Annotated in this window: 26 protein-coding genes; 13 read left to right on the forward strand and 13 right to left on the reverse strand. The window is 72.6% G+C overall.

Annotated features, from left to right (window positions below; genetic code table 11):
• Positions 1 to 97 precede the first annotated feature (97 nt).
• Positions 98 to 373: a hypothetical protein gene (locus ASC99_RS14435; RefSeq protein ID WP_057231928.1), complete on the reverse strand. Its 276-nt coding sequence runs from the start codon at positions 371 to 373 to the stop codon at positions 98 to 100.
• A gap of 101 nt (positions 374 to 474) precedes the next feature.
• Here ASC99_RS14435 and ASC99_RS14440 point away from each other — a divergent pair, with 101 nt between their 5' ends.
• Complete coding sequence (locus ASC99_RS14440; RefSeq protein ID WP_057231930.1) at positions 475 to 801, forward strand: hypothetical protein; 327 nt, start codon at positions 475 to 477, stop codon at positions 799 to 801.
• 4 nt (positions 802 to 805) lie between these two features.
• On the opposite strand, the gene ASC99_RS14445 is transcribed toward ASC99_RS14440, so the two are convergent.
• Complete coding sequence (locus tag ASC99_RS14445; protein WP_057231932.1) at positions 806 to 1,384, reverse strand: TetR/AcrR family transcriptional regulator; 579 nt, start codon at positions 1,382 to 1,384, stop codon at positions 806 to 808.
• 85 nt (positions 1,385 to 1,469) lie between these two features.
• Between ASC99_RS14445 and ASC99_RS14450 the strand changes: the two genes are divergently transcribed.
• The 4 genes from ASC99_RS14450 to ASC99_RS14465 all read left to right on the forward strand — a co-directional run bounded on the left by ASC99_RS14450 (position 1,470) and on the right by ASC99_RS14465 (position 5,121).
• On the forward strand, positions 1,470 to 3,044 hold the full coding sequence (locus tag ASC99_RS14450) for an MFS transporter (protein WP_057231934.1): 1,575 nt from the start codon (positions 1,470 to 1,472) through the stop codon (positions 3,042 to 3,044).
• 270 nt (positions 3,045 to 3,314) lie between these two features.
• Positions 3,315 to 3,605, forward strand: coding sequence for a Sec-independent protein translocase subunit TatA (tatA, locus tag ASC99_RS14455; RefSeq protein ID WP_057231936.1), 291 nt, complete (start codon positions 3,315 to 3,317; stop codon positions 3,603 to 3,605).
• Positions 3,606 to 3,761: 156 nt separating this feature from the next.
• Positions 3,762 to 4,532, forward strand: coding sequence for a hypothetical protein (locus ASC99_RS14460; RefSeq protein ID WP_057231938.1), 771 nt, complete (start codon positions 3,762 to 3,764; stop codon positions 4,530 to 4,532).
• Between the two features lie 64 nt (positions 4,533 to 4,596).
• Positions 4,597 to 5,121 carry a potassium channel family protein gene (locus ASC99_RS14465; protein WP_235502498.1) on the forward strand — a complete coding sequence of 175 codons (525 nt, stop codon included), beginning with the start codon at positions 4,597 to 4,599 and terminating at the stop codon, positions 5,119 to 5,121.
• Between the two features lie 67 nt (positions 5,122 to 5,188).
• On the opposite strand, the gene ASC99_RS14470 is transcribed toward ASC99_RS14465, so the two are convergent.
• The 3 genes from ASC99_RS14470 to ASC99_RS14480 all read right to left on the reverse strand — a co-directional run bounded on the left by ASC99_RS14470 (position 5,189) and on the right by ASC99_RS14480 (position 8,308).
• Entirely contained in the window at positions 5,189 to 6,631 is a 1,443-nt protein-coding gene (locus ASC99_RS14470; RefSeq protein ID WP_157531521.1) for a protein kinase, read from the reverse strand.
• A 121-nt stretch (positions 6,632 to 6,752) separates the two neighbouring features.
• A complete protein-coding gene (locus tag ASC99_RS14475) occupies positions 6,753 to 7,634 on the reverse strand; it encodes a hypothetical protein (protein ID WP_057231941.1) in 882 nt (293 codons plus the stop codon).
• Positions 7,631 to 8,308 (reverse strand): RNA polymerase sigma factor, encoded by a 678-nt coding sequence (locus tag ASC99_RS14480; RefSeq protein WP_235502499.1) that lies wholly within the window; start codon positions 8,306 to 8,308, stop codon positions 7,631 to 7,633. The genes ASC99_RS14475 and ASC99_RS14480 overlap by 4 nt, the downstream gene beginning before the upstream one ends.
• A gap of 160 nt (positions 8,309 to 8,468) precedes the next feature.
• On the opposite strand from ASC99_RS14480, the gene ASC99_RS14485 reads away from it, so the two are divergent.
• Positions 8,469 to 9,170 carry a hypothetical protein gene (locus ASC99_RS14485; RefSeq protein WP_057231946.1) on the forward strand — a complete coding sequence of 234 codons (702 nt, stop codon included), beginning with the start codon at positions 8,469 to 8,471 and terminating at the stop codon, positions 9,168 to 9,170.
• A 37-nt stretch (positions 9,171 to 9,207) separates the two neighbouring features.
• Here the strand turns inward: ASC99_RS14485 and ASC99_RS14490 are convergent, their stop codons facing one another.
• Positions 9,208 to 9,771, reverse strand: a complete 564-nt coding sequence (locus ASC99_RS14490; protein ID WP_057231948.1) for a GNAT family N-acetyltransferase — start codon at positions 9,769 to 9,771, stop codon at positions 9,208 to 9,210.
• Positions 9,772 to 9,829: 58 nt separating this feature from the next.
• Between ASC99_RS14490 and ASC99_RS14495 the strand changes: the two genes are divergently transcribed.
• Positions 9,830 to 10,528: a class I SAM-dependent methyltransferase gene (locus tag ASC99_RS14495; protein WP_057231950.1), complete on the forward strand. Its 699-nt coding sequence runs from the start codon at positions 9,830 to 9,832 to the stop codon at positions 10,526 to 10,528.
• A 7-nt stretch (positions 10,529 to 10,535) separates the two neighbouring features.
• Here ASC99_RS14495 and ASC99_RS14500 read toward each other — a convergent pair whose 3' ends face one another.
• From ASC99_RS14500 to ASC99_RS14510, 3 genes are all read right to left on the reverse strand, one after another.
• Positions 10,536 to 11,033: an NUDIX hydrolase gene (locus ASC99_RS14500; protein WP_057231952.1), complete on the reverse strand. Its 498-nt coding sequence runs from the start codon at positions 11,031 to 11,033 to the stop codon at positions 10,536 to 10,538.
• Positions 11,034 to 11,133: 100 nt separating this feature from the next.
• On the reverse strand, positions 11,134 to 11,409 hold the full coding sequence (locus ASC99_RS14505; protein WP_057231954.1) for a hypothetical protein: 276 nt from the start codon (positions 11,407 to 11,409) through the stop codon (positions 11,134 to 11,136).
• Positions 11,410 to 11,501: 92 nt separating this feature from the next.
• Entirely contained in the window at positions 11,502 to 11,735 is a 234-nt protein-coding gene (locus ASC99_RS14510; RefSeq protein ID WP_057231956.1) for a hypothetical protein, read from the reverse strand.
• Between the two features lie 242 nt (positions 11,736 to 11,977).
• Between ASC99_RS14510 and ASC99_RS14515 the strand changes: the two genes are divergently transcribed.
• Positions 11,978 to 12,529: a heme-binding protein gene (locus ASC99_RS14515; protein ID WP_057231958.1), complete on the forward strand. Its 552-nt coding sequence runs from the start codon at positions 11,978 to 11,980 to the stop codon at positions 12,527 to 12,529.
• Positions 12,530 to 12,657: 128 nt separating this feature from the next.
• Here ASC99_RS14515 and ASC99_RS14520 read toward each other — a convergent pair whose 3' ends face one another.
• Positions 12,658 to 13,626 carry a YafY family protein gene (locus tag ASC99_RS14520; protein ID WP_057232197.1) on the reverse strand — a complete coding sequence of 323 codons (969 nt, stop codon included), beginning with the start codon at positions 13,624 to 13,626 and terminating at the stop codon, positions 12,658 to 12,660.
• Between the two features lie 88 nt (positions 13,627 to 13,714).
• Here ASC99_RS14520 and ASC99_RS14525 point away from each other — a divergent pair, with 88 nt between their 5' ends.
• The gene (locus ASC99_RS14525; protein WP_057231960.1) at positions 13,715 to 15,196 is read left to right on the forward strand and encodes an MFS transporter; all 1,482 of its coding nucleotides are present in this window, start codon (positions 13,715 to 13,717) and stop codon (positions 15,194 to 15,196) included.
• 52 nt (positions 15,197 to 15,248) lie between these two features.
• Here the strand turns inward: ASC99_RS14525 and ASC99_RS14530 are convergent, their stop codons facing one another.
• Positions 15,249 to 16,487, reverse strand: coding sequence for an MFS transporter (locus ASC99_RS14530; RefSeq protein ID WP_063857080.1), 1,239 nt, complete (start codon positions 16,485 to 16,487; stop codon positions 15,249 to 15,251).
• 131 nt (positions 16,488 to 16,618) lie between these two features.
• Here ASC99_RS14530 and ASC99_RS14535 point away from each other — a divergent pair, with 131 nt between their 5' ends.
• The gene (locus ASC99_RS14535) at positions 16,619 to 17,599 is read left to right on the forward strand and encodes a DUF5937 family protein (RefSeq protein ID WP_057231963.1); all 981 of its coding nucleotides are present in this window, start codon (positions 16,619 to 16,621) and stop codon (positions 17,597 to 17,599) included.
• Here the strand turns inward: ASC99_RS14535 and ASC99_RS14540 are convergent.
• Complete coding sequence (locus ASC99_RS14540; protein WP_162257877.1) at positions 17,589 to 18,752, reverse strand: low temperature requirement protein A; 1,164 nt, start codon at positions 18,750 to 18,752, stop codon at positions 17,589 to 17,591. The genes ASC99_RS14535 and ASC99_RS14540 overlap by 11 nt on opposite strands.
• 138 nt (positions 18,753 to 18,890) lie before the next feature.
• Positions 18,891 to 19,895, reverse strand: coding sequence for a LuxR C-terminal-related transcriptional regulator (locus ASC99_RS14545; RefSeq protein ID WP_235502500.1), 1,005 nt, complete (start codon positions 19,893 to 19,895; stop codon positions 18,891 to 18,893).
• Positions 19,896 to 20,191: 296 nt separating this feature from the next.
• Between ASC99_RS14545 and ASC99_RS14550 the strand changes: the two genes are divergently transcribed.
• The 3 genes from ASC99_RS14550 (at position 20,192) to ASC99_RS14560 (ending at position 21,792) form a co-directional block, all read left to right on the forward strand.
• Positions 20,192 to 20,515 (forward strand): hypothetical protein, encoded by a 324-nt coding sequence (locus ASC99_RS14550; RefSeq protein WP_157531522.1) that lies wholly within the window; start codon positions 20,192 to 20,194, stop codon positions 20,513 to 20,515.
• Between the two features lie 270 nt (positions 20,516 to 20,785).
• On the forward strand, positions 20,786 to 21,037 hold the full coding sequence (locus ASC99_RS38510) for a hypothetical protein (protein ID WP_057231971.1): 252 nt from the start codon (positions 20,786 to 20,788) through the stop codon (positions 21,035 to 21,037).
• 86 nt (positions 21,038 to 21,123) lie between these two features.
• Entirely contained in the window at positions 21,124 to 21,792 is a 669-nt protein-coding gene (locus ASC99_RS14560; RefSeq protein ID WP_057231973.1) for a response regulator transcription factor, read from the forward strand.
• Positions 21,793 to 21,821 lie beyond the last annotated feature (29 nt).

Below are 21,821 nucleotides of genomic sequence, written 5' to 3' on the forward strand. Positions count from 1 at the left end.
TCGGAACAGGTGATCCGAACGTAGCTGGTCAGGCACTTTCGCAGCTTCCCGAGCCCCTGGGCCGTAGATGGTGGAGCAACTGCCCGAAGAGAGCCGGTCAGTTGTGGCTTACCTCGCCCGGCTGCTCGGCCCGCCAGGCCTCCAGGCCGGCCAGCGAGGCGGCCCGCGCCTGGTGGAGCGTGCGGTGCGCGAGCTCGCTCGGCGGGGTGTCCAGTTGCCGGACCCACCCCCGACCCGCGGACAGCAGGGCCGCCCCGACGATCGCGGTGCCGGCCAGACCGACCAGCGCACCGACCCCGGTGAGCACCACTCCGGTGCTCAGCAGCCCTCGATTGACCTCGAACCCGCCCATGAACTTCTGATACGTCGCCATGTGCTCCAGCCTCGGCTCACCGAAGCGCCCGCGCATCCCGGACGCCCCCGTTCGGGTTGCGCCGCCGGGCCGCCGGGCCCCCGGCGGGCTAGGGTCGCGGCATGGGTACGGGAATCGACCTGGCGGCCGCGACCGAGGAGCACGCCGCAAAGGCGGCCGCCTCGCCGCACGGGCGCAGCGCACACCTCCTGCTGCACGACGGCGTGCTGCGGCAGACCGTCATCGCGCTGACCGCGGGCACCGCGCTGGACGAGCACAACGCCCCGGTCGCGGCCGGCCTCCAGGTGCTGCGCGGCCGGGTGTCGCTGACCATCGCGGGACGCCGGGTGGAGCTGACGGCCGGTCAGCTCCACCCGGTCCCGCAGGAGCGGCACGGCCTGCTCGCGCACACCGACGCCGTGGTGCTGCTGACCACCGTCACCGGGTAGCAGCTCAGGCCAGCACCCGGGCGCTGGTCAGCTCCAGCCCGCGCAGTACCTCGGCGCCGGTCAGCGACTGGGCCGGGTCGATCAGCCACTGGCTCACCAGGCCGGCCAGCAGGGCCTGGTGGAAGGCCCCGACCACCACCTCGTCCTCGGTGTCGGGCACCTCGGTCAGCTCGGAGAACATCGCGGCCATCCCCAGCCGGGCGTCCCGCTGGACCGCCTTGAAGGCCTCGCGAATCTCGGGCATGTCGTCCAGCCGGGCCAGCGCCTCGAACTGTGCCGCCCAGAGGCCCTGGTACTCGATCAGGGTGCCCCGGACGCAGTCCCAGGTGGCGACGAAGCGCTCGCGCGGGGTGGCCCCCTCGGGCACGGCCTCGGCGACCGCCTTCTCGACCACGTCCCCCCAGCCGCCGATCGCCTCGATCATCGCGGTGTTGAGCAGCGCCTCCTTCGACCCGAAGTGGTAGCCGATGGCGGCCAGACTCACCCCGGCGGCGGCGGCCACGTCCCGGGCGGTGGTCCGGCTGTAGCCCTTCTCGAACAGGCAGCGCTTGGCGCCGGCCAGCAGATCCTCTCGATTTCCCATGGCCGGAAGCCTACGCGTCCGAACAGACGATTGTCTTGCACGTCCGTACTAGACAACCGTCTGACACATACGTATGGTTGCCCTCATGACCGCAACCCACGGCCTCGCCGGCCGCCGCGAATGGACCGGACTCGCCGTCCTCCTCCTGCCGACCCTCGTCCTCTCGATGGACATGGGCATCCTGTTCTTCGGCCTGCCGTTCATCAGCAAGGAGCTGCAGCCGAGCGGCACCCAGCAGCTCTGGATCATGGACATGTACTCGTTCGTGCTGGCCGGGCTGCTGATCCCGATGGGCGCGCTGGGCGACCGGATCGGCCGCCGGAAGCTGCTGATGGCCGGCGCGGCCGGCTTCGCGGCCGCCTCGGTGCTGGCGGCCACCGCGGACGGCGCGGGGCAGCTGATCGCGGCCCGGGCGCTGCTCGGACTGACCGGGGCGACCCTGATGCCCTCGACCATGGCGCTGATCCGGAACATGTTCCACGACCCGAAGCAGCGGCAGGCCGCGATGGGCGCCTGGAGCGGTGTGCTGATGGCCGGCGCCACCCTCGGCCCGGTGGCCGGCGGGCTGCTGCTGGAGCACTTCCACTGGGGCGCGGTCTTCCTCTGCGCCGTGCCGGTGATGCTGCTGGTCCTGCTCGCCGCCCCCGCGCTGCTGCCGGAGTACAAGGCTCCCAAGGCCGGAAGCTTCGACCTGCTCGGCGCGGTGCTCTCGGTCGCCGCCGTCCTGCCGGTGGTCTACGGCATCAAGCAACTGGCGGTCGAGGGCTGGGACCTGACGGCCGCTCTGTCGATCGTGGGCGGTCTGGTGCTGGTCGGCCTGCTGGTCCTACGACTGCGCACCGCCGCCACCCCGCTGGTCGACCTGGCGCTGTTCCGCAACCCGATCTTCACCGGGGCGATCTCGGTCAACACCATCGCGATGCTGGCGATGATGGGCTTCTCCCTCTTCACCTCGCAGTACCTCCAGCTGGTCCGTGGCTTCAGCCCGCTGACCGCCGCACTCTGGGCGCTGCTGCCCAGCGTCGGTGTCGGTGCGGCGGTCGGGATCTCCGGGGCGCTGGCCGGGAAGATCCGGCCCGCCGTGCAGATGGCCGGCGGCATGCTGGTCGGGGCGGCCGGCTTCGGCATCCTGACCCAGGTCCAGGTCGACTCGCCGCTGGCGCTGATCCTGGTCGGCGCCGGGGTGCTGGCCGCCGGCAGCGTCAGCACCGTGATGCAGACCGCCGAACTGGTGGTCTCGGCCGCCCCGGCCCACCAGGCCGGTGCCGCCTCGGCCACCTCGGAGACCGCCAGCGAGCTGGGCGGATCGCTCGGGATCGCGGTGCTCGGCGCCGCCGGTGCGGCGGTCTACTCCGCCCGACTGGACGGCACGCTGCCGGCCGGCCTGTCGGACGGTGCGCTGACGGTCGCTCAGGACACCCTCGGCGGTGCGGTCACGGTCGCCACCGAACTGCCCGCCGACCTCGCCGAGCAGCTGCTCGGCGCCGCCCGGATCGCCTTCACCGACGGCCTGCACCTGGCCGCCGCGGTCGGAGTGCTCTGCCTGCTGGCCGGCGCGGCGGTCGCCTACCGCCTGCTCGGCAGCCTGCCTGCCAACCGCGCCGAGGAGATCCCCGAGGAGCAGCTCGCCGCGGCTCCCCAGCACATCCCGGCTGCCTGATCCGGCACGCTCACTTGGCCACGAGCCCCCTGGGGGCCCGTGGCTACAGTGATTGATCTCGCTCGCCTTCGCGGCCCTGATCATCGCGTACGGCGGCTGACAAGTGGTCCAGACCACCTTCAGGGAAAACCGCATGTGAACACCTGGTTTTTGACCGATGTTTCACGACCGATGTATACGTTCGCGGTATCTGCCAGGCATACTGGCCGAGGCCGGGCAGCTCGCGCGGCCCATGAACAGCGAGTTTTCCGAAGGGACCGGTGGTCAGGGATGCTGCGCAACGGTTTCGAACCCTGGCACCTCCTTGTGGTGCTGGCTGTCGTCATCCTGCTTTTCGGATCGAAGAAGCTGCCCGACATGGCGCGTGGACTCGGCAAGTCGATGCGCATTCTCAAGGCCGAGACCAAGGCCCTGCGCGAGGACGACGCCCCTGCGGCCGGTGCGGCGGCTCCGGCCGACGGCACGGCGCAGAGCACCGCCACCGAGCAGCCCCGGCCGGCGGTCAACCCGACCACCGTCACCACGGCGGCCGAGGCCACCAAGACGACTGACAAGGCCTGACCCCAGCGGTCGGTCCTCCCGGGCCGCCGATCCGTCCACGTGACGGGTCGGCGGCCCGAGTCGTCTCCGTGGCGGGTGCTGCGGCGCGCCTGACTGGCTGTCCGAATTGATCTGGTATCTCCTGGTGTGAACTGATCACCTATCAGGAGGTACCGGATGGCCGACAGTGACCGGACCGCCGAGCTGGAGGAACTGCGCCGGCGGCTGGCCCTGTTGGAGGAAGGCACCGGGCACCCCCGGAAACGGCACCGGATCAGGTCTCTCTGCGCCGTCCTGCTGATCCTGCTGGCCTGTGTGCTGACCCCGCTCAGCGCCGTCGCCGCCTGGACCAGCTCGCAGGTCACTGACACCGACCAGTACCTGGCCACCGTCACCCCGCTGGCCGAGGACCCGGGCGTCCGGGCCGCCGTCACCGACCGGGTGACCACCGAGATCATGAAGCACCTGCCGGTCGGCACCCTGCTGGACGAGGTGGCCCCGGAGCAGCGGCCGCTGCTGGACGCCGCGCTCGGCCGGGTGAGCAGCGCGATAACCGCGCTGGGGCTGGCCGCCGGGGCCGCCGTGCTCGGCCTCGCGCTGGCCGCCGCCCGCACGCTCTACCTGGACCGGCTGCCCGCCGGGGTGAACCAGGACGCGGCCACCGCCGTCTTCGACGCACTGGTGCACTACCTGCGCAGCACCGTACGGGCTGTGCTGGTGCTCGGTGTGCTGGTCGCGTTCGGCGCCTGGGTGAGCGGGGGCGGACGCTGGGCGGGCACCGTACGCGGCTTCTGGGAGGCCGGGTTCGGCGCCGTCCGGGTGGCGGCCGGGAAGGCCGGGCTGCGGCTCGGGCCGGTCGGCCGGTTCGTGCACCGGTTCAAGGCCTGGCTGCTCGGCGCGCTGGCCGTCCTGGAGCTGCTGGACGACCGGCCGGACGCCACCGTCTGACGGAGCGTCCGGGGCGGCGACGGAGAGCGGATTTACTGCGGATCACCTGGGAGAGGACCGAAGAGTGCAGCTGCCGTCCGACAAAGTGGCGGACCGGTTCGTCCTGACCCTCTGCGTGGTCGGGCCGGCGGTCCTGCTGACGCTGTACTTCACCTTGCCGTTGGACCTGTTCGGCCCCGAGCACCCGGTGTTCGGCTGGGTCAGCTTCGCGATCGGGCTGGCCGTGCTGGCGGGCTTGCTGCTGCGGGAGATCCGGCGCGAGCTGCTCGGCCTGCCGGGGCGGCCGACCCTGATGATCCTGCTGCTGATCTGCCTGACCCTGGTGATCTTCGCCTCCGCCTACTACGGCCTGGCCAAGACACCGGGCCAGTTCCTCGGCCTGTACACGCGGACGGACGCCCTCTACTTCACGATCATCACGATGTCGACGGTGGGCTACGGCGACATCGTGCCGCTCGGGCAGCAGTCCCGGGTGGTGGTGATGCTGCAGATCGTCTACACGCTGGTCTTCCTGACGGCGGGGGCCACCGCGATCACCCGGCGAATGCGGGGCCGCTTCGTCGAGCGAGCCGACAAGCGGGAGCGGTGACTTTTGGCAGACGCTCCAGTGCTACGGCCCAGGGGCTCGACGCCTGAGCACAGTGCCCGAGCGGCTGTCAGTCGATGGTGGAGATCAGGGCGCCGATCTTGGTCTGCCAGGCCTGGCTGGTGGCGTTGTCGATGGCGTGCTTCTTGGCCAGGTCGCGGACCAGGCGCTGGGCGTTGCGCAGTGCGCTCTCGGCGTCCTCCGGCTCCTGGGCGACGAAGGCCTGGGCTGCCTGGTCGAGTTCGTCGAGCAGGGCGCGGTACCGGTCCCGCTCCTTGCCGAGGTCGGCCTGGGCCACGGCGGCGCGGAGTGCGACCACGGCGGCGGCCGGGCCCGGTTTGGGGGTGGCGGAGGGCTTTACGCTCGGGGACGCCTTGGCGGAGGGCGTGACGCTCGGGCTCGGCGAGGCCGATTCACTGGCGCTCGGGCTCGGCGTCGAGGCCGCCCTGGCGCCGGACGGGTCGGGGCCGCCGAGCGTGAGCAGTCCGATCACCGCGGCACCGGCGACGGCCACCAGCCCCACCCCCGCATAGGCGAACGCGCGTCGGCTGAGCCCAGGCCCAGGCTCGGGGTCGGCCGGGTACGACGTCGGCGACAGGAAGGAGGTGCGCTGCGGGTCCTGGTACGGCGCGGTCACCGGAGGCATCGCCCGGGTCTCGGCGAGCAGCTCGCCGGTCCGGTCGGCGGGAGTGAACACCGGTACGGCGGACAGCAGTTCGGCCCGTGCCGCAGCCGCATCGGCCGGGCGGTCGGCCGGGTTCTTGGCGAGCAGCCGGAGCACGGCGTCGTCCAGCGCGGGCGGCAGTCCGGGCCGCCGGTAGGACGGCGGGGCGGGCTGCTCGGTGACGTGCCGGAAGGCGATGGCGACCGAGGTGTCGCCGGTGAACGGCGCTTCCCCGGTGAGCATTTCGGTCAGCACGCAGCCGACGGCGTACAGGTCGGAGCGGCCGTCCAGCGGGCTCGCGGTGGCCTGCTCGGGCGAGAGGTAGCCGGCCGTGCCGAGCACGGCGGCGGTCTGGGTCAGCTGGGCTCCGGAGGAACTCGCCCTGGCGATACCGAAGTCCACCACCTTCACCCCGCCGTCATGGGTGATCATGATGTTGCCCGGCTTGATGTCCCGGTGCACCAGCCCTGCGGCGTGCGCGACTTCGAGCGCCTCACAGACCGCGGCCGCGATCCCGACCGCCCGCTCGACCGGCAACCAGGTGGTCTCGGCGATGAGTTGGCTCAGTGGCCGGCCGTGCACCAGCTCCATCACGATGTACGGCGAGCCCTGGTCGACGCCCGAGTCGAAGACGGTGACGATCCTCGGGTGGTGCAGCCGGGCGGCGTGCTGGGCCTCCTGGCCGAACCGGTCGGCGAACCGGGGGTCGTCCGCCAGGCCGCCGTTCAGCACCTTGACCGCGACCGGGCGGCCCAGCTGGTGGTCGTGGCCCCGGTAGACGGTGGCCATGCCACCGACGCCGAGTATCTCCCCCAACTCGTAACGCCCGTTCAGCGCACGTCCGATCACCGCCACCAGCTCCCTTCCGCACTCGGCCGGAGGCCGTCGGATCGCCTCGCGCTGTGAGCACGATAGCGGCTGCTCCCGTACGGGCAGCCGGTCCGGGTCGTGGTCCGTCCGGAGTCCCGGGTCACCGCTGGGCGGCTCCGTCCGCACCCTCGTGGGTCGGGTGGGCGGTCGGTGAGTCGTTCTTACCGCTGCGGGCGCTCGGGGACTTGCCGCCGGAGACCGGGGCGTTGAGCAGCCGGGCGCAGTACTCCGGGACGTTCTCGGGCTCGCCCGCCGCGTCGACCAGCGGGGCGAAGGCCGGATCGCCGAGCAGGGCCTTGGCCCGGTCACCGGCCGACTGCCGTTCGGTGAAGCTCCGGCAGAGCCGCTCCAGCTCGGCCGGGGCGACCACGGCGCCTGGAGCGGTACCGGGCGGGGTGGCCGTACCGCTCGGCGCTGCCGGGCTGGCCGGGTCGCTGCGGCTCGGGTCGGGCCGGGCGGACTTGGACTTGGCGGCCGAGGCACTGGCGGACGACCGGCTGAACGGTTGCCCGCTCGGAGCCTCGGTCCAGGGCACGGACGCGCTCGGGAGCGTGCTCACCGACGCCTGCGCCACCGGACCACCGCCGAGACCGCCCGGCAGATGGCTCAGACCGCCGGTGGTCGCCGCGACCGCGACGCCGCCGAGCGCGGTGGCCACACCTGCGGCGAGCAGCGCCTTTGCGCTGAATGCCCTGGCCCGCGCGGTTGCGGCGGCGGCCATCGTGGTCCGTCTCCGGGGTGCTGCGGTCGGCTGGTCCCGCACCGTCCGAAAAGCCGTCAGGGCCGCCGTCTCGCCGGGCAGTTCGCCGCCGCCTGCTCCGGGGGTAGCAGCGGAGGCGATCAGCCCGGCGAGGGCCGCGTGGTCACTGGGGACCGTACGGCCGGCGAGCCGGTCCTGACCGGCCGACGGGTCGCCCGGGGCTCCGGCGAGCAGTTGCTCGGCGGTGGCCCGGTCGATCCGCCGGGATCGGTTGGTGCTCATCTCATGTCCTTCAGCGTCGCGGACCGGCCTGCTGTCACACCCTGCGGAGAGTTCTTTTCGGCGGCGGGCCCGGGGGCCTGCTGCGCGGGGATGCCGGCCGACCGGCCACCGCTCTGCTCCAGCAGCTTGGCGAGCCGCCGCAGACCCCGGTGCGAGGCCATCCGGACCGCACCCGCCCGCTTTCCGAGCACCTGGGCCGCCCCCGCCGCGTCCAGCCCGACCACCACCCGGAGCAGCACCGCCTCGGCCTGGTCCGGCGGCAGCCTGGATATCAGCGCGAGCGCGTCGCCGGTGGAGACCAGGGCCACCGCGCTGCCCGCGGTGTCCTCGGCCGCCGCGAGCTCGGCCAGGTACTCGACCGGCAGGTCGGCGACCGGACGGCGGCGGACCCGGCGCAGGTGGTCCATCGCCCGGTTCCGGGCGACCGTCGCCGCCCAGCCCCGGAAGCCGTCCGCGTCCCCCTGGAAGCTGCCCAGGTCACGGGCGATCTGCAGCCATGCCTCGGAGGCGATGTCCTCGGCGTCCTCGGGGCCACCGCCGACCAGCACCCGCAGATAGCGCAGCAGGCCGGGCTGGACGGTCCGGAAGAGCAGCCGGAAGGCGTCCTCGTCACCGCGCTGCGCCGCACGGACGGCTTCGGCGAGGTCGGGGGCCGGGGGTTCGGGACTGTGCACCCGCCACATCATGCGGCATACCCGGGCAGGTCCAAAGACCCCCTGACTGTGGCCGTTCGCCCGCAGCGGATAGCTCTGCCCCCGACATAACTTGGTGGTACACGAAGCGGAACGCCTTCCCAGTGCGTCTCCGCCGCCACCCACCATTGAGGACGCCGCGATGACCGCTGCTCAGGAACTCTTCGCCGAGGGGATGCGCGAGCACTTCGCTCCCGCCCTGCGGGCGCTGGGGCTGACCGACCAGCGCGGCTCGTTCGGCCTCCCCGCCCCCGACCACTGGGCCCTGCTCGGCGTACAGCCGATCGGCCAGGACGAGTACGCACTGCGCTACACCGTCACGCTCAGCCTGACCGCCAAGGCGGACTGGCCGGGTCCGGGCGAGCGCCCCGACCCGAACACCCCGACCGGGGCCGAGCTCTGGCACGCCCGGATCGGCGAGCTGATGCCGGTGGACGGCGAGATCTGCTGGGAGGTCTCACCCGGACCGCGCTGGCTGGTCGCGGTCGAGGACTCGGTGGCCGCCGTCCGGCACTACGCACTGCCCGAACTCCGCCGCCGGCTGACCGCCGCGGCCGCGACCGGGCCGGTCCGGCTCGCCGAGACCTACCTCTCCCCCGCCGAGCTGGAGGAGGTCAACGCCGCACTGCTGACCGCCGCCGTGGCCCGGATCCAGCGGGCCGAGCTGGTCGACAAGACCCTGCAGCTGACCGGCGCCTGGAGCCGGTCCGACCCGGTGGCGCAGGAGGTGCTGACCGGCGTCGCCCAGGGCTTCCTGACCGCCGGGGACGACCGCTTCCGGCAGGTCAGCTGCGTGGACTCGCTCGGCCGGGAACTCTGGCTGTTCCGGGGCTCCGGCAGCTGACCGGCGGCTCTGCGACTGCCGGGCTGCTGCGATCGGGTCACCAGAGCCGGTCGTGCGTGCCCGGGTGGAGGGCGATTCGGCTCCGCTCGAACCCCGCCGCCCTGGCCCGGGCCGAGCAGAGGTCGGCCAGCACCACCTTGTCGAACCCCGGCTGGTCGGTCGGGAACGGCTCCTCCGCCGTACCGCCGACCAGGACCGCCCCGGGCAGCGGCCGCCAGCCCGCCGACCGGTAGAACTCCTGCAACGGCCGGTCGCAGCTGAAGATCCCGAGATCGGCCCCGCCCGCCCGGATCACCTCCCGGGCGGCCGCCACCAGCCGTCCACCGTACCCCCGCCCGCGCTCCGCCGGGTCGGTGACCACACAGCTCAGCCCCCGGGCCAGATAGCGCTCACCGGCCTGCTCGATCTCCTTCTCCAGCAGGTCGAGCGCGGCCAGCACCCGGCTGCCGTCCAGCAGCAGCAGACTCACCGGTGCCAGCACCGGGTCGTGACTCACCCCGGGGTCGGGCTGCCCGCTCGGCCATGTCGACTCCTGCAACTCCCATACCTGCGAGCGCAGTTCGACAGGAAGCCGGGCCTCTGGCCAGCTCAGGAGCTGCATCGGTCTCTCCGTTTTAATCGCTGGCGACCGGGCCGCCGGGGCGTGAACACTCTGGAGCATGGCGCAATTCGCGGATTTTGACTCCCGTGGCTATCCGATGGTGGATGTCCGGACGGGATACGGACAGTGGGTCGGCAGCTACGAGCGGACCGTCGAGGACCTGATGGACCTCGCGGTGCTGGACCGGCTGACGGTGCCCGACTGGGCGTCGGCCGGGCGGGCCGCCGACCTCGGCTGCGGGACGGGACGGACCGGGGTGTGGCTGCGCGCCCAGGGCGTCGGCGCGGTGGACGGTGTCGACCTCACCCCCGAGATGCTCGCGCTGGCCGGCGCCAAGGGCGCACACGACAGGCTGGTGGAGGCCGACCTGGCCGCCACCGGGCTGCCGGACGGCGGGTACGGGCTGGTGATCTCCTCCCTGGTGGACGAGCACCTGGCCGACCTCACCCCGTTCTACCGGGAGGCGTACCGGCTGGCCGCCCCCGGCGGGCTGTGCGTCCTGGTCGGCCTGCACCCGCAGTTCATCATGGCGGCCGGGATGCCCACCCACTTCACCACCGACGGGGGCGAGGACGTCGCCATCGACACCCACCTGCACCTGGTCAGCGACCACCTCACGGCCGCACTGGCCGAGGGGTGGCAGCTGTCCGAGATGCGGGAGGGCACGGTCGGCGACGAGTGGATCGCGCTGAAGCCCAAGTGGTCCCGGTTCCGGGGCATCCCGGTCTCCGCCGCCTACGTCTGGCGCAAGGCCTGACCGTACGTCAGAAGCCGCCGGCGGGGGTGGTGACCATCCTGGTCCGGCCGTCCGCCAGGGCGGCCAGACCGCCCTCCAGCCGGGGCGCCCGGGTCGCACCGAGCAGGGTGTACGCCTCCTCGACGGTGACCCAGCGGTAGTCGTCCAGCTCACCCGCCGGGAGAGTGATCGGGCTGTCGGCCGGGATGGTGCCGAAGTCGAACAGGAAGTGCACGGCCGGGTGCTCGAGGTCGTCGGTCGGGTGGGTCCAGGCCACCGCAAGCAGCGGTCCGGCCTGCCCCACCAGGCCGGTCTCCTCCAGCAGCTCCCGGCTCGCGCACTGGGCGGCGTCCTCGCCCCGGTCCACCGTGCCGCCGACGAACTGCCAGTCGGGGCGGTAGCCCGCCTTCACGATCAGCACCCGGCCCGCCGGATCGCGGATCAGACAGCCCGCCGCCGCGTACACCCGGGGCAGCGAGGCCAGCCACTGGTCGCGGGGCTGCAGGGTCTTGCTCTCCTCGGACATGCACTCTCCTCAGGCAGACGACGTGTCGCCCCCACTCTCCCGTACCCGGGCACGCACCGGGGCGGGCGCCCGGATCACCGGAACGCCCGCCCCGCTCGGCTCAGTGGGCGGAGTGCTTCTCGGCGCCCCGGTGCCGGTGACCGGGCAGCTCGGCGTGGTGGGCCGGGCCGCCCTGCATCGCCGGGGCAGCGAACGAGCGGCGGCCGCCGTGGCTGAAGGCGGCGTCACCGAGCCGGGGACCGGAGTCGGCGCCCATCGCGTGGCCGGCCATCATCGGTGGCTGCGGTCCCGGATCGGCCACCATGCCGCGGCGTTGCAGCAGCTCCTGGGTGCCCCGGCGGAGCTTGGTCATCTTGCCCGTGGATCGCTTGGTCATCGTCGACCTCCGTTCGGCGAACGATCGCCCCGCGGTGTGCACGGCGATCCGGACGCCTGGCAGTTATGCCCGGATTCTAAGCTTTTATCCGATTAGCGGTACTCGTCTTCGTCGAGCTCCACCACCCGGACCTGCTCGGAAGCATCCGCGTCGTCCGCCGCATCGGCGCCGAGCGAACGGCGCTCCCTGAGCTGCTCGTAGTCGTCGCCCAGGTGCTCGTCGACCTCCCGCTCGCTGTCCACCGCCTCCTGGACGACCGGCACCGCCTCCTCCTCGAAGTCGTCGAAGTCCTCGGGAAATTCGGGGTTCTCGGGATTCTGGGGCATGACGTCCGTCCCTGCTGATGCGGAGCCCCGGCTTGCCCCGGGGGTCCTAGACACCCTCTAGCAGTATCCGACTCTGGTCGCACGACTGCGCACCCTCGCCGGGCGGGTGGTGTCGTATCAGCCGATCGGTTGATATCCGGGTCGGCTGTCGCGTCGACGGGGTCGGGGCTGCGGCCGGGTGAGGATCGAAGCAGAGCGGGAGCCACAGGCTTCCGAAGGCGATCCGACGAGGAGCAACTCCCATGCAGAAGATGAGCGTTCGGACCCGGGTCCTGACCGGCGCGGTGGCCCTGGCAGCGGTCGGGGCGGGCACGTTCGGTGCGCTGTCGGCCTCCGCCGCCCCGCAGACCGCCGAGGCCCGGCCGGCCGCCGACGTGAAGAAGTCCGACACGGTCACCAGCACCCACCTGAGCATCGCCGCCGCCACCAAGGCCGCCCAGGCCGCGCTGGCCGCCGCCGAGCAGGAGAACCAGCGGGTCACCGTCGCGGTGGTGGACCGGAACGGGAACACCCTGGTCACCCTGCGCGGCGACGGGGCCGGCCCGCAGTCGTACGAGTCGGCGGAGCGCAAGGCGTTCACCGCGGTGTCCTGGAACGCGCCGACCTCCGAGCTGGTCAAGCGGCTCGCCCAGGCTCCGAACCTGAAGGACATCCCCGGCACGCTGTTCCTCGGCGGGGGTGCTCCGGTTGCCGTCCAGGGCGCACCGATCGCGGGCATCGGTGTGGCGGGCGCGCCGAGCGGGGACCTCGACGAGAAGTTCGCCCAGGCAGGCGTGGCCGCGCTCGGCAAGTGACCAGCTGCCACACGCCAGGGGCTCGGGGAACTGCGATGGTTCGTGGCTGGCGGGCAAAATGCGAAAGTGCCTGACCACCCACGCATACGTGACCTTTCCTGAGGCCGGCGTCGCAGTTCCCCGAGCCCCTAGGTGGTGCCACCTTGCGAAGCTGCGCGAGCGGCTCGGGCGGCCAAGTCGGTCAAGTAGCTGCGGAGTTCGGCAGGTTCGTGGACTTCGAACTCGCAGCCGAGGCTCGCCAGGCGGAGGGCGAGCCACTCCAGGGAGTCGGCTCGGGTGCGCAGGCGGGTGCGGGTCGGGTCGAGGGCTTCGACCTCGTCGCCGGGGTAGCCCAGGCGGTCCTGGAGGCGGTGGAGCGGGGCGTGCAGGGTGGCCACGGCGGTGTAGCTGCGGGCGCGGTTGCTGAGCCGGGCCGCGACGTAGGCGCCGGCGTCCTCGGCCGGGAGTTCGCGGGGCAGGGTGCGGGCCCCGGTCGGCTGTGGTTCGCGGACCCGGTCGACCCGGAAGATCCGCCAGTCGTCCCGTTCGTTGTCGAAGGCGACCAGGTACCAGCGGCGACCGGTCGCGACCAGGCGGTGCGGTTCGACCAGCCGCCTGGTCTCGGCGCCGTCCCCGGCCCGGTACTGGAAGCGGAGCTTCTCCCGCCCGGCGGCGGCCGAGGCCAGCGTGGTGAGCACCTCGGGGTCGACCCGGGGGCCGCCTCCGACCAGTGGGACGGTGGCCGCGTTGAGCGAGCCGACCCGGTGGCGCAGCCGGGCGGGCAGCACCTGGACCAGCTTGGCCAGCGCGCGTACCGAGGCCTCCTCGATCCCCTCGACCGCCTGCCCGGCGGCGGCCCGTAGGCCGACCGCGATGGCCACCGCCTCCTCGTCGTCCAGCAGCAGTGGCGGCATCGCGGCGCCGGCCACCAGCCGGTAGCCGCCGATCGCGCCCTTGCTGGCCTCCACCGGGTAGCCCAGGTCGCGCAGCCGCTCGATGTCCCGGCGGATGGTGCGCGGGCTGACCCGCAGGCGGTCGGCCAGCTCGCTGCCTGGCCACTCGCGCGGGGTCTGGAGGAGCGAGAGCAGGCTGAGCAGCCTCGCGGGGGTGTCGGTCATGCGGGCCAGCATGCCGTACCAAGCGGTCAGGATCTGACCTAGTTGCCCGCTACCTTCGGTCCGTTCCCAGCCGAAGGAGTTACCCCTCATGTCACCCGTCACGGACGCCCTCGACCGCCGCCGCTGGCTGGCGCTCGCCGTGGTGATGACGGCCAGTCTGATGGACCTGGTCGACGTCACCATCGTCAACATCGCCATGCCGAGCATCCAGCAGGACCTGGGCGCGACGTACAGCACGCTCCAGTGGATCACCGCCGGGTACGCGCTGGCCTTCGCGATCGGTCTGATCACCGGTGGGCGACTCGGTGACATCTACGGCCGCAAACGGCTGTTCCTGGTCGGGATCACCGGTTTCACCCTGGCCTCCGCACTCTGCGGGCTGGCCGGCAGTCCGGAGATGCTGGTCGCCGCCCGGGTGCTGCAGGGTGCGACGGCCTCGCTGATGGTGCCTCAGGTGCTGTCGATCATCCATGTCACCTTCCCCGCGCACGAGCGCGGCAAGGTGTTCGGGATGTTCGGCGCGATGGTCGGGCTCGGGGCGGTGCTCGGGCCGCTGCTGGGCGCGCTGCTGACGGAGTGGGACCTGTTCGGCCTGGGCTGGCGGCCCATCTTCCTGGTCAACCTGCCGATCGGGATCGCCGGGCTGCTGCTCGGCGCGAAGTACGTCGGCGAGTCCAGGGCTCCGCAGGCGCTGAAGCTGGACCTGGTCGGGATGCTGCTGGCCGGGGCCGGGCTGCTGATGCTGCTCTACCCGCTGACCCAGGGCCGGGAGTCGGGCTGGCCGGTCTGGGGCTTCGTCTCGATGGGGCTCAGCCTGCCGGTGCTGGTGCTGTTCGTGGCGTACGAGAAGGCCAAGACCCGGCGGGACGGTTCGCCGCTGGTGGAGCTGGCGCTGTTCCGGGTGAAGAGCTTCGCGGCGGGCATCGGGGTGCAGCTGAGCTTCGGGATCGCCTCCGGCATCTTCTTCATGGTGTGGACCCTCTACATGCAGCTCGGCCTCGGCTGGAGCGCGCTGCGGGCCGGGCTGACCGGGGTGCCGTTCTCGCTCGCGGTGTCGGTGGCGGCGGGGCTGTCGGTGCAGATGCTGGTGCCGAGGTTCGGACGGCGGGTGCTGCAGGCCGGAGCGCTGGTGATGGCGGCCGGGGCGCTGCTCTACCTGGCCGAGGCGGGCCGGTACGGGACCGGGATCGAGCCGTGGCAGATGGCGCTGCCGCTGGTGGTGATGGGCCTCGGGATGGGCCTGATCGTCGCCCCGCTGACCGACCTGGTGCTCTCCGAGGTGCCGCGCGAGCACTCGGGATCGGCCTCCGGGCTGATCAACACCACCCAGCAGCTGGGTGTCGCGCTGGGCCTCGGGCTCTCCTCGGTGGCGTTCTTCACCGTGGTGGACGCGGCCGACCCGGCCGTCCAAGCGATGGGCCCGGTCTTCGTGAACGCCTTCCAGCACGCGCTGTGGTGGGTGACCGGCGGACTGCTGCTGGTCTTCGCGCTGGTCTTCGCGCTGCCCCGGCGGGCGCCGCAGGCGGCCGTCGAGACCGAGGCGTCGGAGCAGGAGCTCGTACTGGTCTGACGACCGCTCAGCGGGCCCGGTACGGAGCATCCGTACCGGGCCCGCCGCGTGGTCAGGCCGCCGCGACCAGCTCGGCGGGCGCCGGCCGGGTGGTGGTCAGCCGTTCCAGCAGCAGCAGTGCGGGCACCGCCGCCAGGCTGAGGCCGATCAGGAAGAGCCACGGCCGGGTCGCGCCCCCGGCGAGCAGCAGGGTCAGCAGGCCGGGGGCCACGGTCTGGCCCAGGGTCCAAGAGAGTTGATAGACCGCCAGGTAGCGGCCGCGCAGCTGCTCGGGAGCGAGCGAGACGCTCAGCTCCTCGGCGAACGGTGTCGCGGCGGTCTCCGCCAGCGTGTAGAGCAGCATGGCCAGGAAGAGACCGGCCGGCACCGCCCAGCCCGGGGTGCGGGTCAGCACCGCGAAGATGCCGAAGGCCAGCGCGTTGATCCCGCAGGCCACGGCGATCACCCTGGTCGGCCGGAACCGCTCCAGCCACTTGCTCACCAGGGTCTGGGTGAGCGCGACCTGAGCACCGTTCAGCACCAGCAGCGCACCGGCGATCCAGGCCTCGCGGTGCAGGCCCTCGGTGATGTAGACGGCCACCAGCAGGCTCTGGATCAGCGCCGAGAAGACGGAGCAGACGTTGATCGCCACCAGCAGCAGGTAGCGCCGGTCCCGGAGCACCGTCCGGTAGCCGCCCCCGGCCGGGGCCTTGCCCGGTACCGCCCGGGCCGCCGGGCGCCAGCGCCACAGCAGCAGGACGGCGACCAGGTAGCTGACCGCGTTGGCCGCCACCACCCCGCGCAGCCCGGCGGTGCCACCGATGCCGACCAGGAAGGCGCCGAGTGCGCCGCCGAGCCCGAGGCCGACGTTGCGCAGCATGTGGATCATCGCGAACCAGCGCGGCCGCTCCGCCCCGTCCGCCGCCAGCACCACCAGTCCGGTGCTCGACGTCCAGTAGGTCACCGCGCCGACCTGGGCCAGCCAGGCGGCCGCCACGATCTGCCAGACCTGCTGGCTGAACAGGAAGCCCGTGTAGCCGACCGCCGAGATCAGGTTGCCCGCCAGCGCCAGCCTGCGCGGGCCCCAGCGGTCGATCAGCGGACCCACCGTCACCGCCGTCGGCACCGCGAGCAGCCGGGCCAGGGTGAGTGCCCCGCCGATCACCGGCAGCGCGAGCTCGGTGGTGCGGGCGAAGTAGACCAGCACGAACGCCAGCACCAGCCCGGTGCCCAGGCTGTCGATCACGCTGGCACCGACCAGCCCGCCGTTCCCCGCCACCCGGGGCAGGCCGAATCTCCGCAAGGTACGCATGGCCGACGGCCCCCTCATCCAGAACGCGGACCGGTCTGCTGAAATGAGTGCCGGTCGCGGGGACGACCCTGCCAGCGCCGCCCCGGGCCGCCCACAGATTTCATCCTGCTCGAATCGTCCGGAGGCGGACCGTGCTCAGCCTGCAGTTCTCCGCCCAGGACCTGGCCCGGACCCGGTTCGGCCACTCGCCGCTCTGGGAGGTGGTCACCAGCATCGAGGCCCTCAAGGACCCCGGCGGCAAACCCTTGCACCTCGGCTGGGCCCGCGAAACCCGGGCCGCCCTCCCGGCGGTGGACCTCTCGCTGCTGTTCGCCCTGGTGCCGATCCCCACCTACTACGTGCCGAGCTTCCTCACGCCCGTCCCGCAGACCCAATCCCCGTCCCTCGAGGACGAGTTGGCCGCGCTGGAGGTCACTCCGCCGGAGACCGTCCGGGCCGACCTGGAGCTGCTCACCGGCCCGCTTCCCGCCCCGCTCACCGCCCTGCACCGCAACCCCGCCGACGGGCTGGCCCGGCTCGCCGACCAGATCTGGGCCTACTGGGAGGTCGCCATCCGGCCGCACTGGAGCCGGATCCAGCGCCTGGTCGAGGGCGAAGTCCTGTACCGCGCCCGGTCGATAGCGCACGGGGGCGCCGCCGAACTCTTCGAGGCGCTGCACCCCCAGGTCAGCTGGTCCGACGACACCCTCCGGGTCAGGCACCGCTTCTACGAGGCCACCCGCACCCTGGACGGCGGCCGGGGTCTGATCCTGGTCCCCACCGTCTTCGTCTGGCCCGGCGTCTTCTCCCAGAGCACCCCGCCCCGTCAGCCCGGCCTGGTCTACCCGCCGCGCGGCATCGCCACGCTCTGGGAGAGCCCCCGCGACCGGGCGCCCGACGCGCTGGCCGCCCTGCTCGGCCGCTCCCGGGCCGCCCTGCTGGCCGAGCTCGGCGCACCCGCCTCCACCACCGAACTCGCCGCCCGCACCGGCATGCCGGCCCCCACCGTCTCGCACCACCTCACCACACTGCGCGCGGCCGGCCTGGCCGTCTCGCACCGCACCGGCCGCACCGTGCTCTACCTGCGCACCCCGCTCGGCGAGGCGCTGCTCGGCGCGAGCCCTACTCCGTGACCCTCCGGCGGCCCGGCATCCGGAGCAGCAGCAGCGGGCGGCCGGTCTCGACGATGAACGCCTCCACCCCGTTGACCGCACCGAGCACCAGCACCACCAGCACCGCCGTGACCGCCTGCGGCAGCGCCGAGGCGACCGAGGCCAGGGCCAGACAGGCCAGGGCGCCCGCCGTACGCGGCACCGCGGCCGCGCCGAACATCCGCCAGCGGGCGTAGCAGAACCCGGCCAGGTAGAGCGCCGCTCCCGGCGCCAGCATGAACTGCGGGAGTTCGTGCGGATGTTGACGTGGGTGCGCGAGCAGCTCCTCCAGCCCGACCGCCATCAGGATGATGGCCACCGCGTACGCCAGGTGCGCGTAGCTGAACACGTCCCGGACGATCCTGGCCTGCACCGGGTCGACGTCCAGACTGTGCCGGGCGGCCGGGGCGCTGTAGTGGAAGTAGGCCCACCAGAGCTGCACGATCAGTACGAACGCCACTCCCAGGGTGAGCAGGGCGACCGTACCGAGGTGGCCGTCCGAGACGTGCCCGCCGGAGGCGATCACCGTCTCGCCGAGCGCCATGATGACGAACAGGCCGAACCGCTCCGGGAGATGGGAGGTCTCGAACCTGGCGCGGTCCAGCCGCTTGCCCAGCAGTGTGGTGCCCAGCACCTCGATCAGCGCCCCGGCCGCCCACAGGACTTGGCGCGGTCCGCTGTCCAGGAAGGCGCCGAGCAGGAACAGCGGCCCGCTCACCAGCAGGCTGACCGAGAACGGCTCGATCCGCAGCCCGCCGAAGGTCGGCCAGCGCCGCATCCGCTGCCACAGGATCAGCCGCATCAGCACGTAGCAGACCCCGAACAGCACACCCCGGTCCCCCAGGGCGTCCGGCACCGCCACGCTCATGCCCAGCCCACAGGCCGCCAGCGCGAACACCAGCAGCCGCCCGTGCACCCCGTCGAGGCTCTCCCCCGTCGCGTTGCCGAGCAGTGCCGCCCCGACCCAGCCCATCCAGAGCGGCAGGAACAGCATGATCGCGGCCGCCACCTCCAGCAGCGAGTGCGCGTGTGCCAGCGCCACCGCGATCTGGGTGATGGCGAAGACCCACACCAGGTCGAAGAACAACTCCGCCCAGGTGACCCGCTGTTCGACCCGCTCTGCTCTGTCTCCCACGTCGTCCGACATCCCCGTTGCCCCCTTCGGCCCTCGGGCGGCTCCCCGCCCGCACGGGCCCCATCGTGCTCAGTCGCCCCACTTCCGGGCAACCACAATGGTCCAAGGGTCGGGACGGGGAGCGGAGGTGACCTCCGGTCAGCGCGCGGTGGTCTCGCCGAGCCAGCCGAGGGCGGCCACCTGGATGCCGGCCTGGAAGCGGCTGCGGGCGTCCACCCGGACCATCAGGTCGGCCATCATCCGGCGGACGGTGCGCAGCGAGACGCCGAGCCGCTGGCCGGCCCGCTCGTCGGTGAGGCCCTCGGCGAGCAGGCGGAGCAGTTCGCGCTCCTGGGCGGTGAGCCCGCGCGGGTCGCGCTGTACGGTCTCGCCCAACGTGATGGCCTGGTCCCAGAGTTGCTCGAACAGGGCGCGCAGGGCCGCGATCACGCCGGGGCTGTGCAGCAGCACGGCGCCCTTGCGCGGGTCCTCCGGGTCGATCGGGACGATCGCGGTGGCGTTGTCGACCAGGATCATCCGCAGCGGCAGCGTGGGCGTGGTCCGGACGGCGCCGCCCAGGCCGTGCAGCCAGCGCGCGTACTGCACGGTGGCCGGGTCGTTGCGGACGCTGTCCTGGTAGATGGTGCGCATCCGGACGCCGCGTTCCAGGGTCTCCTGGTCGAGGGTACGGCTGGCCTCCATGACCTGTAACGGCTGCGGGCCGCCGGGAGCGAGTGCGAGCACCTCGACGGCGGCGTCGGAGGCGAGTTGGATCAGCCGACCGCGGACCTCGCCGAGGTCGGCGATCAGCTCGACCCCGGACTGGCTGCTGGGGGCGCGCACGCTCGCGTACTCGGCGATCAGGCCGGCCATCGCGGCGCGGCTGCGCTCGATCTCCTGCTGGCGGCGGGCCGCCTCGGCCTCCTGGCGGGCCAGCAGGGTGGCCAGCCCGAGTTCGGGATTGACGGCCCGCCAGCGGTCCTCGGCGCCGGTGGGCCTGGTGAGCGCCAGGTCGGCGAGGTGGTCGAGCGCCGCCCTGACCTCGGGCTCGCGCGCCTCCAGCCGGTCGGCGATGCCCTGGGTGTCCAGCTCGGGGTGGAGCAGCATCGTCCGGTACACCGCTTCGCCGAACGGGTCGAGGCCCATCGGCTGGGACGCGGTCAACGCCCTGTCACCAGAAGTGCGGACCACATCACACCCTCCCCGTGACCGGAATCGAACCGGTCGATCTACAGGCCCTGACAGGCGGTCAGCGTACCGTCACGAGCAGGAACATAGAACAGTCTTACGGACAATCACGGTGGTCCGATGGACGAATCGTGAAGGACCGGACACCGAACGGGTCTCCCGGTGACAGAAGCTGCCGTCCGGGGCCGGGACCCGCGACATATTGCTGCCAGGCGGAGAGATGCCACCTCGAACTTCCGGTCGACGCGCTGTCGGTGCCTAGGCTGGCAGGTGTGTATGCGATTCGAGCCCATCTGGAGACGCCCGCCGGTCCACCGGCCGGCCACCCGGTGGCACCGGTCGTACGGGACGGCCTGGAGCGCGGGCTCCGGGGGCCGGCCCGGCTCAGCCACGCGCGGATCCGGGTGACGCCGCAGGTGCTGGACGCCGTGGTGTTCGTCGCGGCCGGCAATCTGCTGGACGCCGAGGACGGACTGCGCGATGCCTGGCACGAACTGACCCGCACCGGCGGCGTGCTGAGTGGTTGGCACCTTCTGCACTGCGAGGCCGACTCCAGGATCGCGCTCGGTCTGCACGAGCTGCCCAGCCACCCCTGACCGGCATCCGCGCAGGCCAGGGCAGTTCTGCCCGCCCTGGCAGCAGGTGACCCGAGCTGGCCTCAGAGTGTCACGGCACTCTGGTGCCAGCTCCGAGTAGAGACACGGACCACTGCGGGCGGCCACTCTCATGGTGTCGGCAAGAACGACGGACCGGAACACCGGGACAGCAGCCCCTCAGGGGGCCCGGTACGGACCGTCGGCCGCACACCCTCAGATCCCCGGAAGCAGCCCGGGGTTCAGCCAAACGCGAGAGGTTCGGGCACCCTTATGTCGCAGAAGGTCCGTTTCATCACGATTGTCACTCTTGGTTTCAGCGTTCTGACCGGTGCCGCCGTCACCGCCCAGGTGGCCGGTTCCGCTCCGACCGCCGTCGTCCTGACCGCCGACGGCGCTCCGGGGGACGTGGCCATGACCGACAACATCACGACGGGCCTGCCCACCCCGCTGCCCATCCCCGCCGCCACCGCTGTGCCGTCCCCGCTGCCCACCGGCCCGCAGGACACCTGGGGCTGGGGCTGAGCCGTCCCGCCGCACCCCGCGGCTCCGCCTGACCATTCGTCAGTCCGCCTGTTCGCCCGACACTTCAACGCCACCGAGGTAGCCGGATGATCACCCTCCTGGACCACCCTCCCTTCCGCTCGGCCCCGGCCCCCACCGCCGGGACCCCCACCGTGAGCGTCCTGCTCGCCGACGGACACCACCTGTTCCGTTCGGGGCTCGGCGCCCTGCTCGACCGGGAGGCCGACCTCGCGGTCGTCGCCGAGTCGACCACCGCCGAGGAGGCCGCCGCCGAAGCCGCCCGGACCAGGCCGACCGTCGCCGTCCTCGACCCGGATCTGCCCGGCCCCGGCGGACCCGCCACCGCCGCCCTGATCCGCGACCACGCACCGGCCACCGCCGTGCTGCTGCTGATCGCGGTGCCGCGCTCCTCCGACCTGCAGCGCGCGGTCGCCGACGGCGTCGCCGGGGTACTGCTCAAGGACGTACCGCCGGGCGCGCTGATCTCGGCGGTCCGCGAACTCGCCCGGGGCGGACGGGTCTACGACCCCAGGCTGGTGGCGGAGGTGGTCCGGCCTGCCGCGATGCCGCTCACCCCGCGCGAGCTGACCGTGCTCGGCCACGTGGCCGAGGGGGCGACCATCAACGAGGTCGCGGCCACCCTCTCGCTCTCCCCCGGGACGGTGCGCAACTACGTCTCGGCCGCGATCGCCAAGACCCACGGGCGCAACCGCTGCGACGCGATCCGGATCGCCCGCGAACACGGGTGGCTCTGAGCCGACACCCAGCCCGGACATGCCGATGC

The organism is Kitasatospora sp. Root107 (genome assembly GCF_001424875.1).
In the GTDB taxonomy this organism is placed as follows: Bacteria; Actinomycetota; Actinomycetes; order Streptomycetales; family Streptomycetaceae; genus Kitasatospora.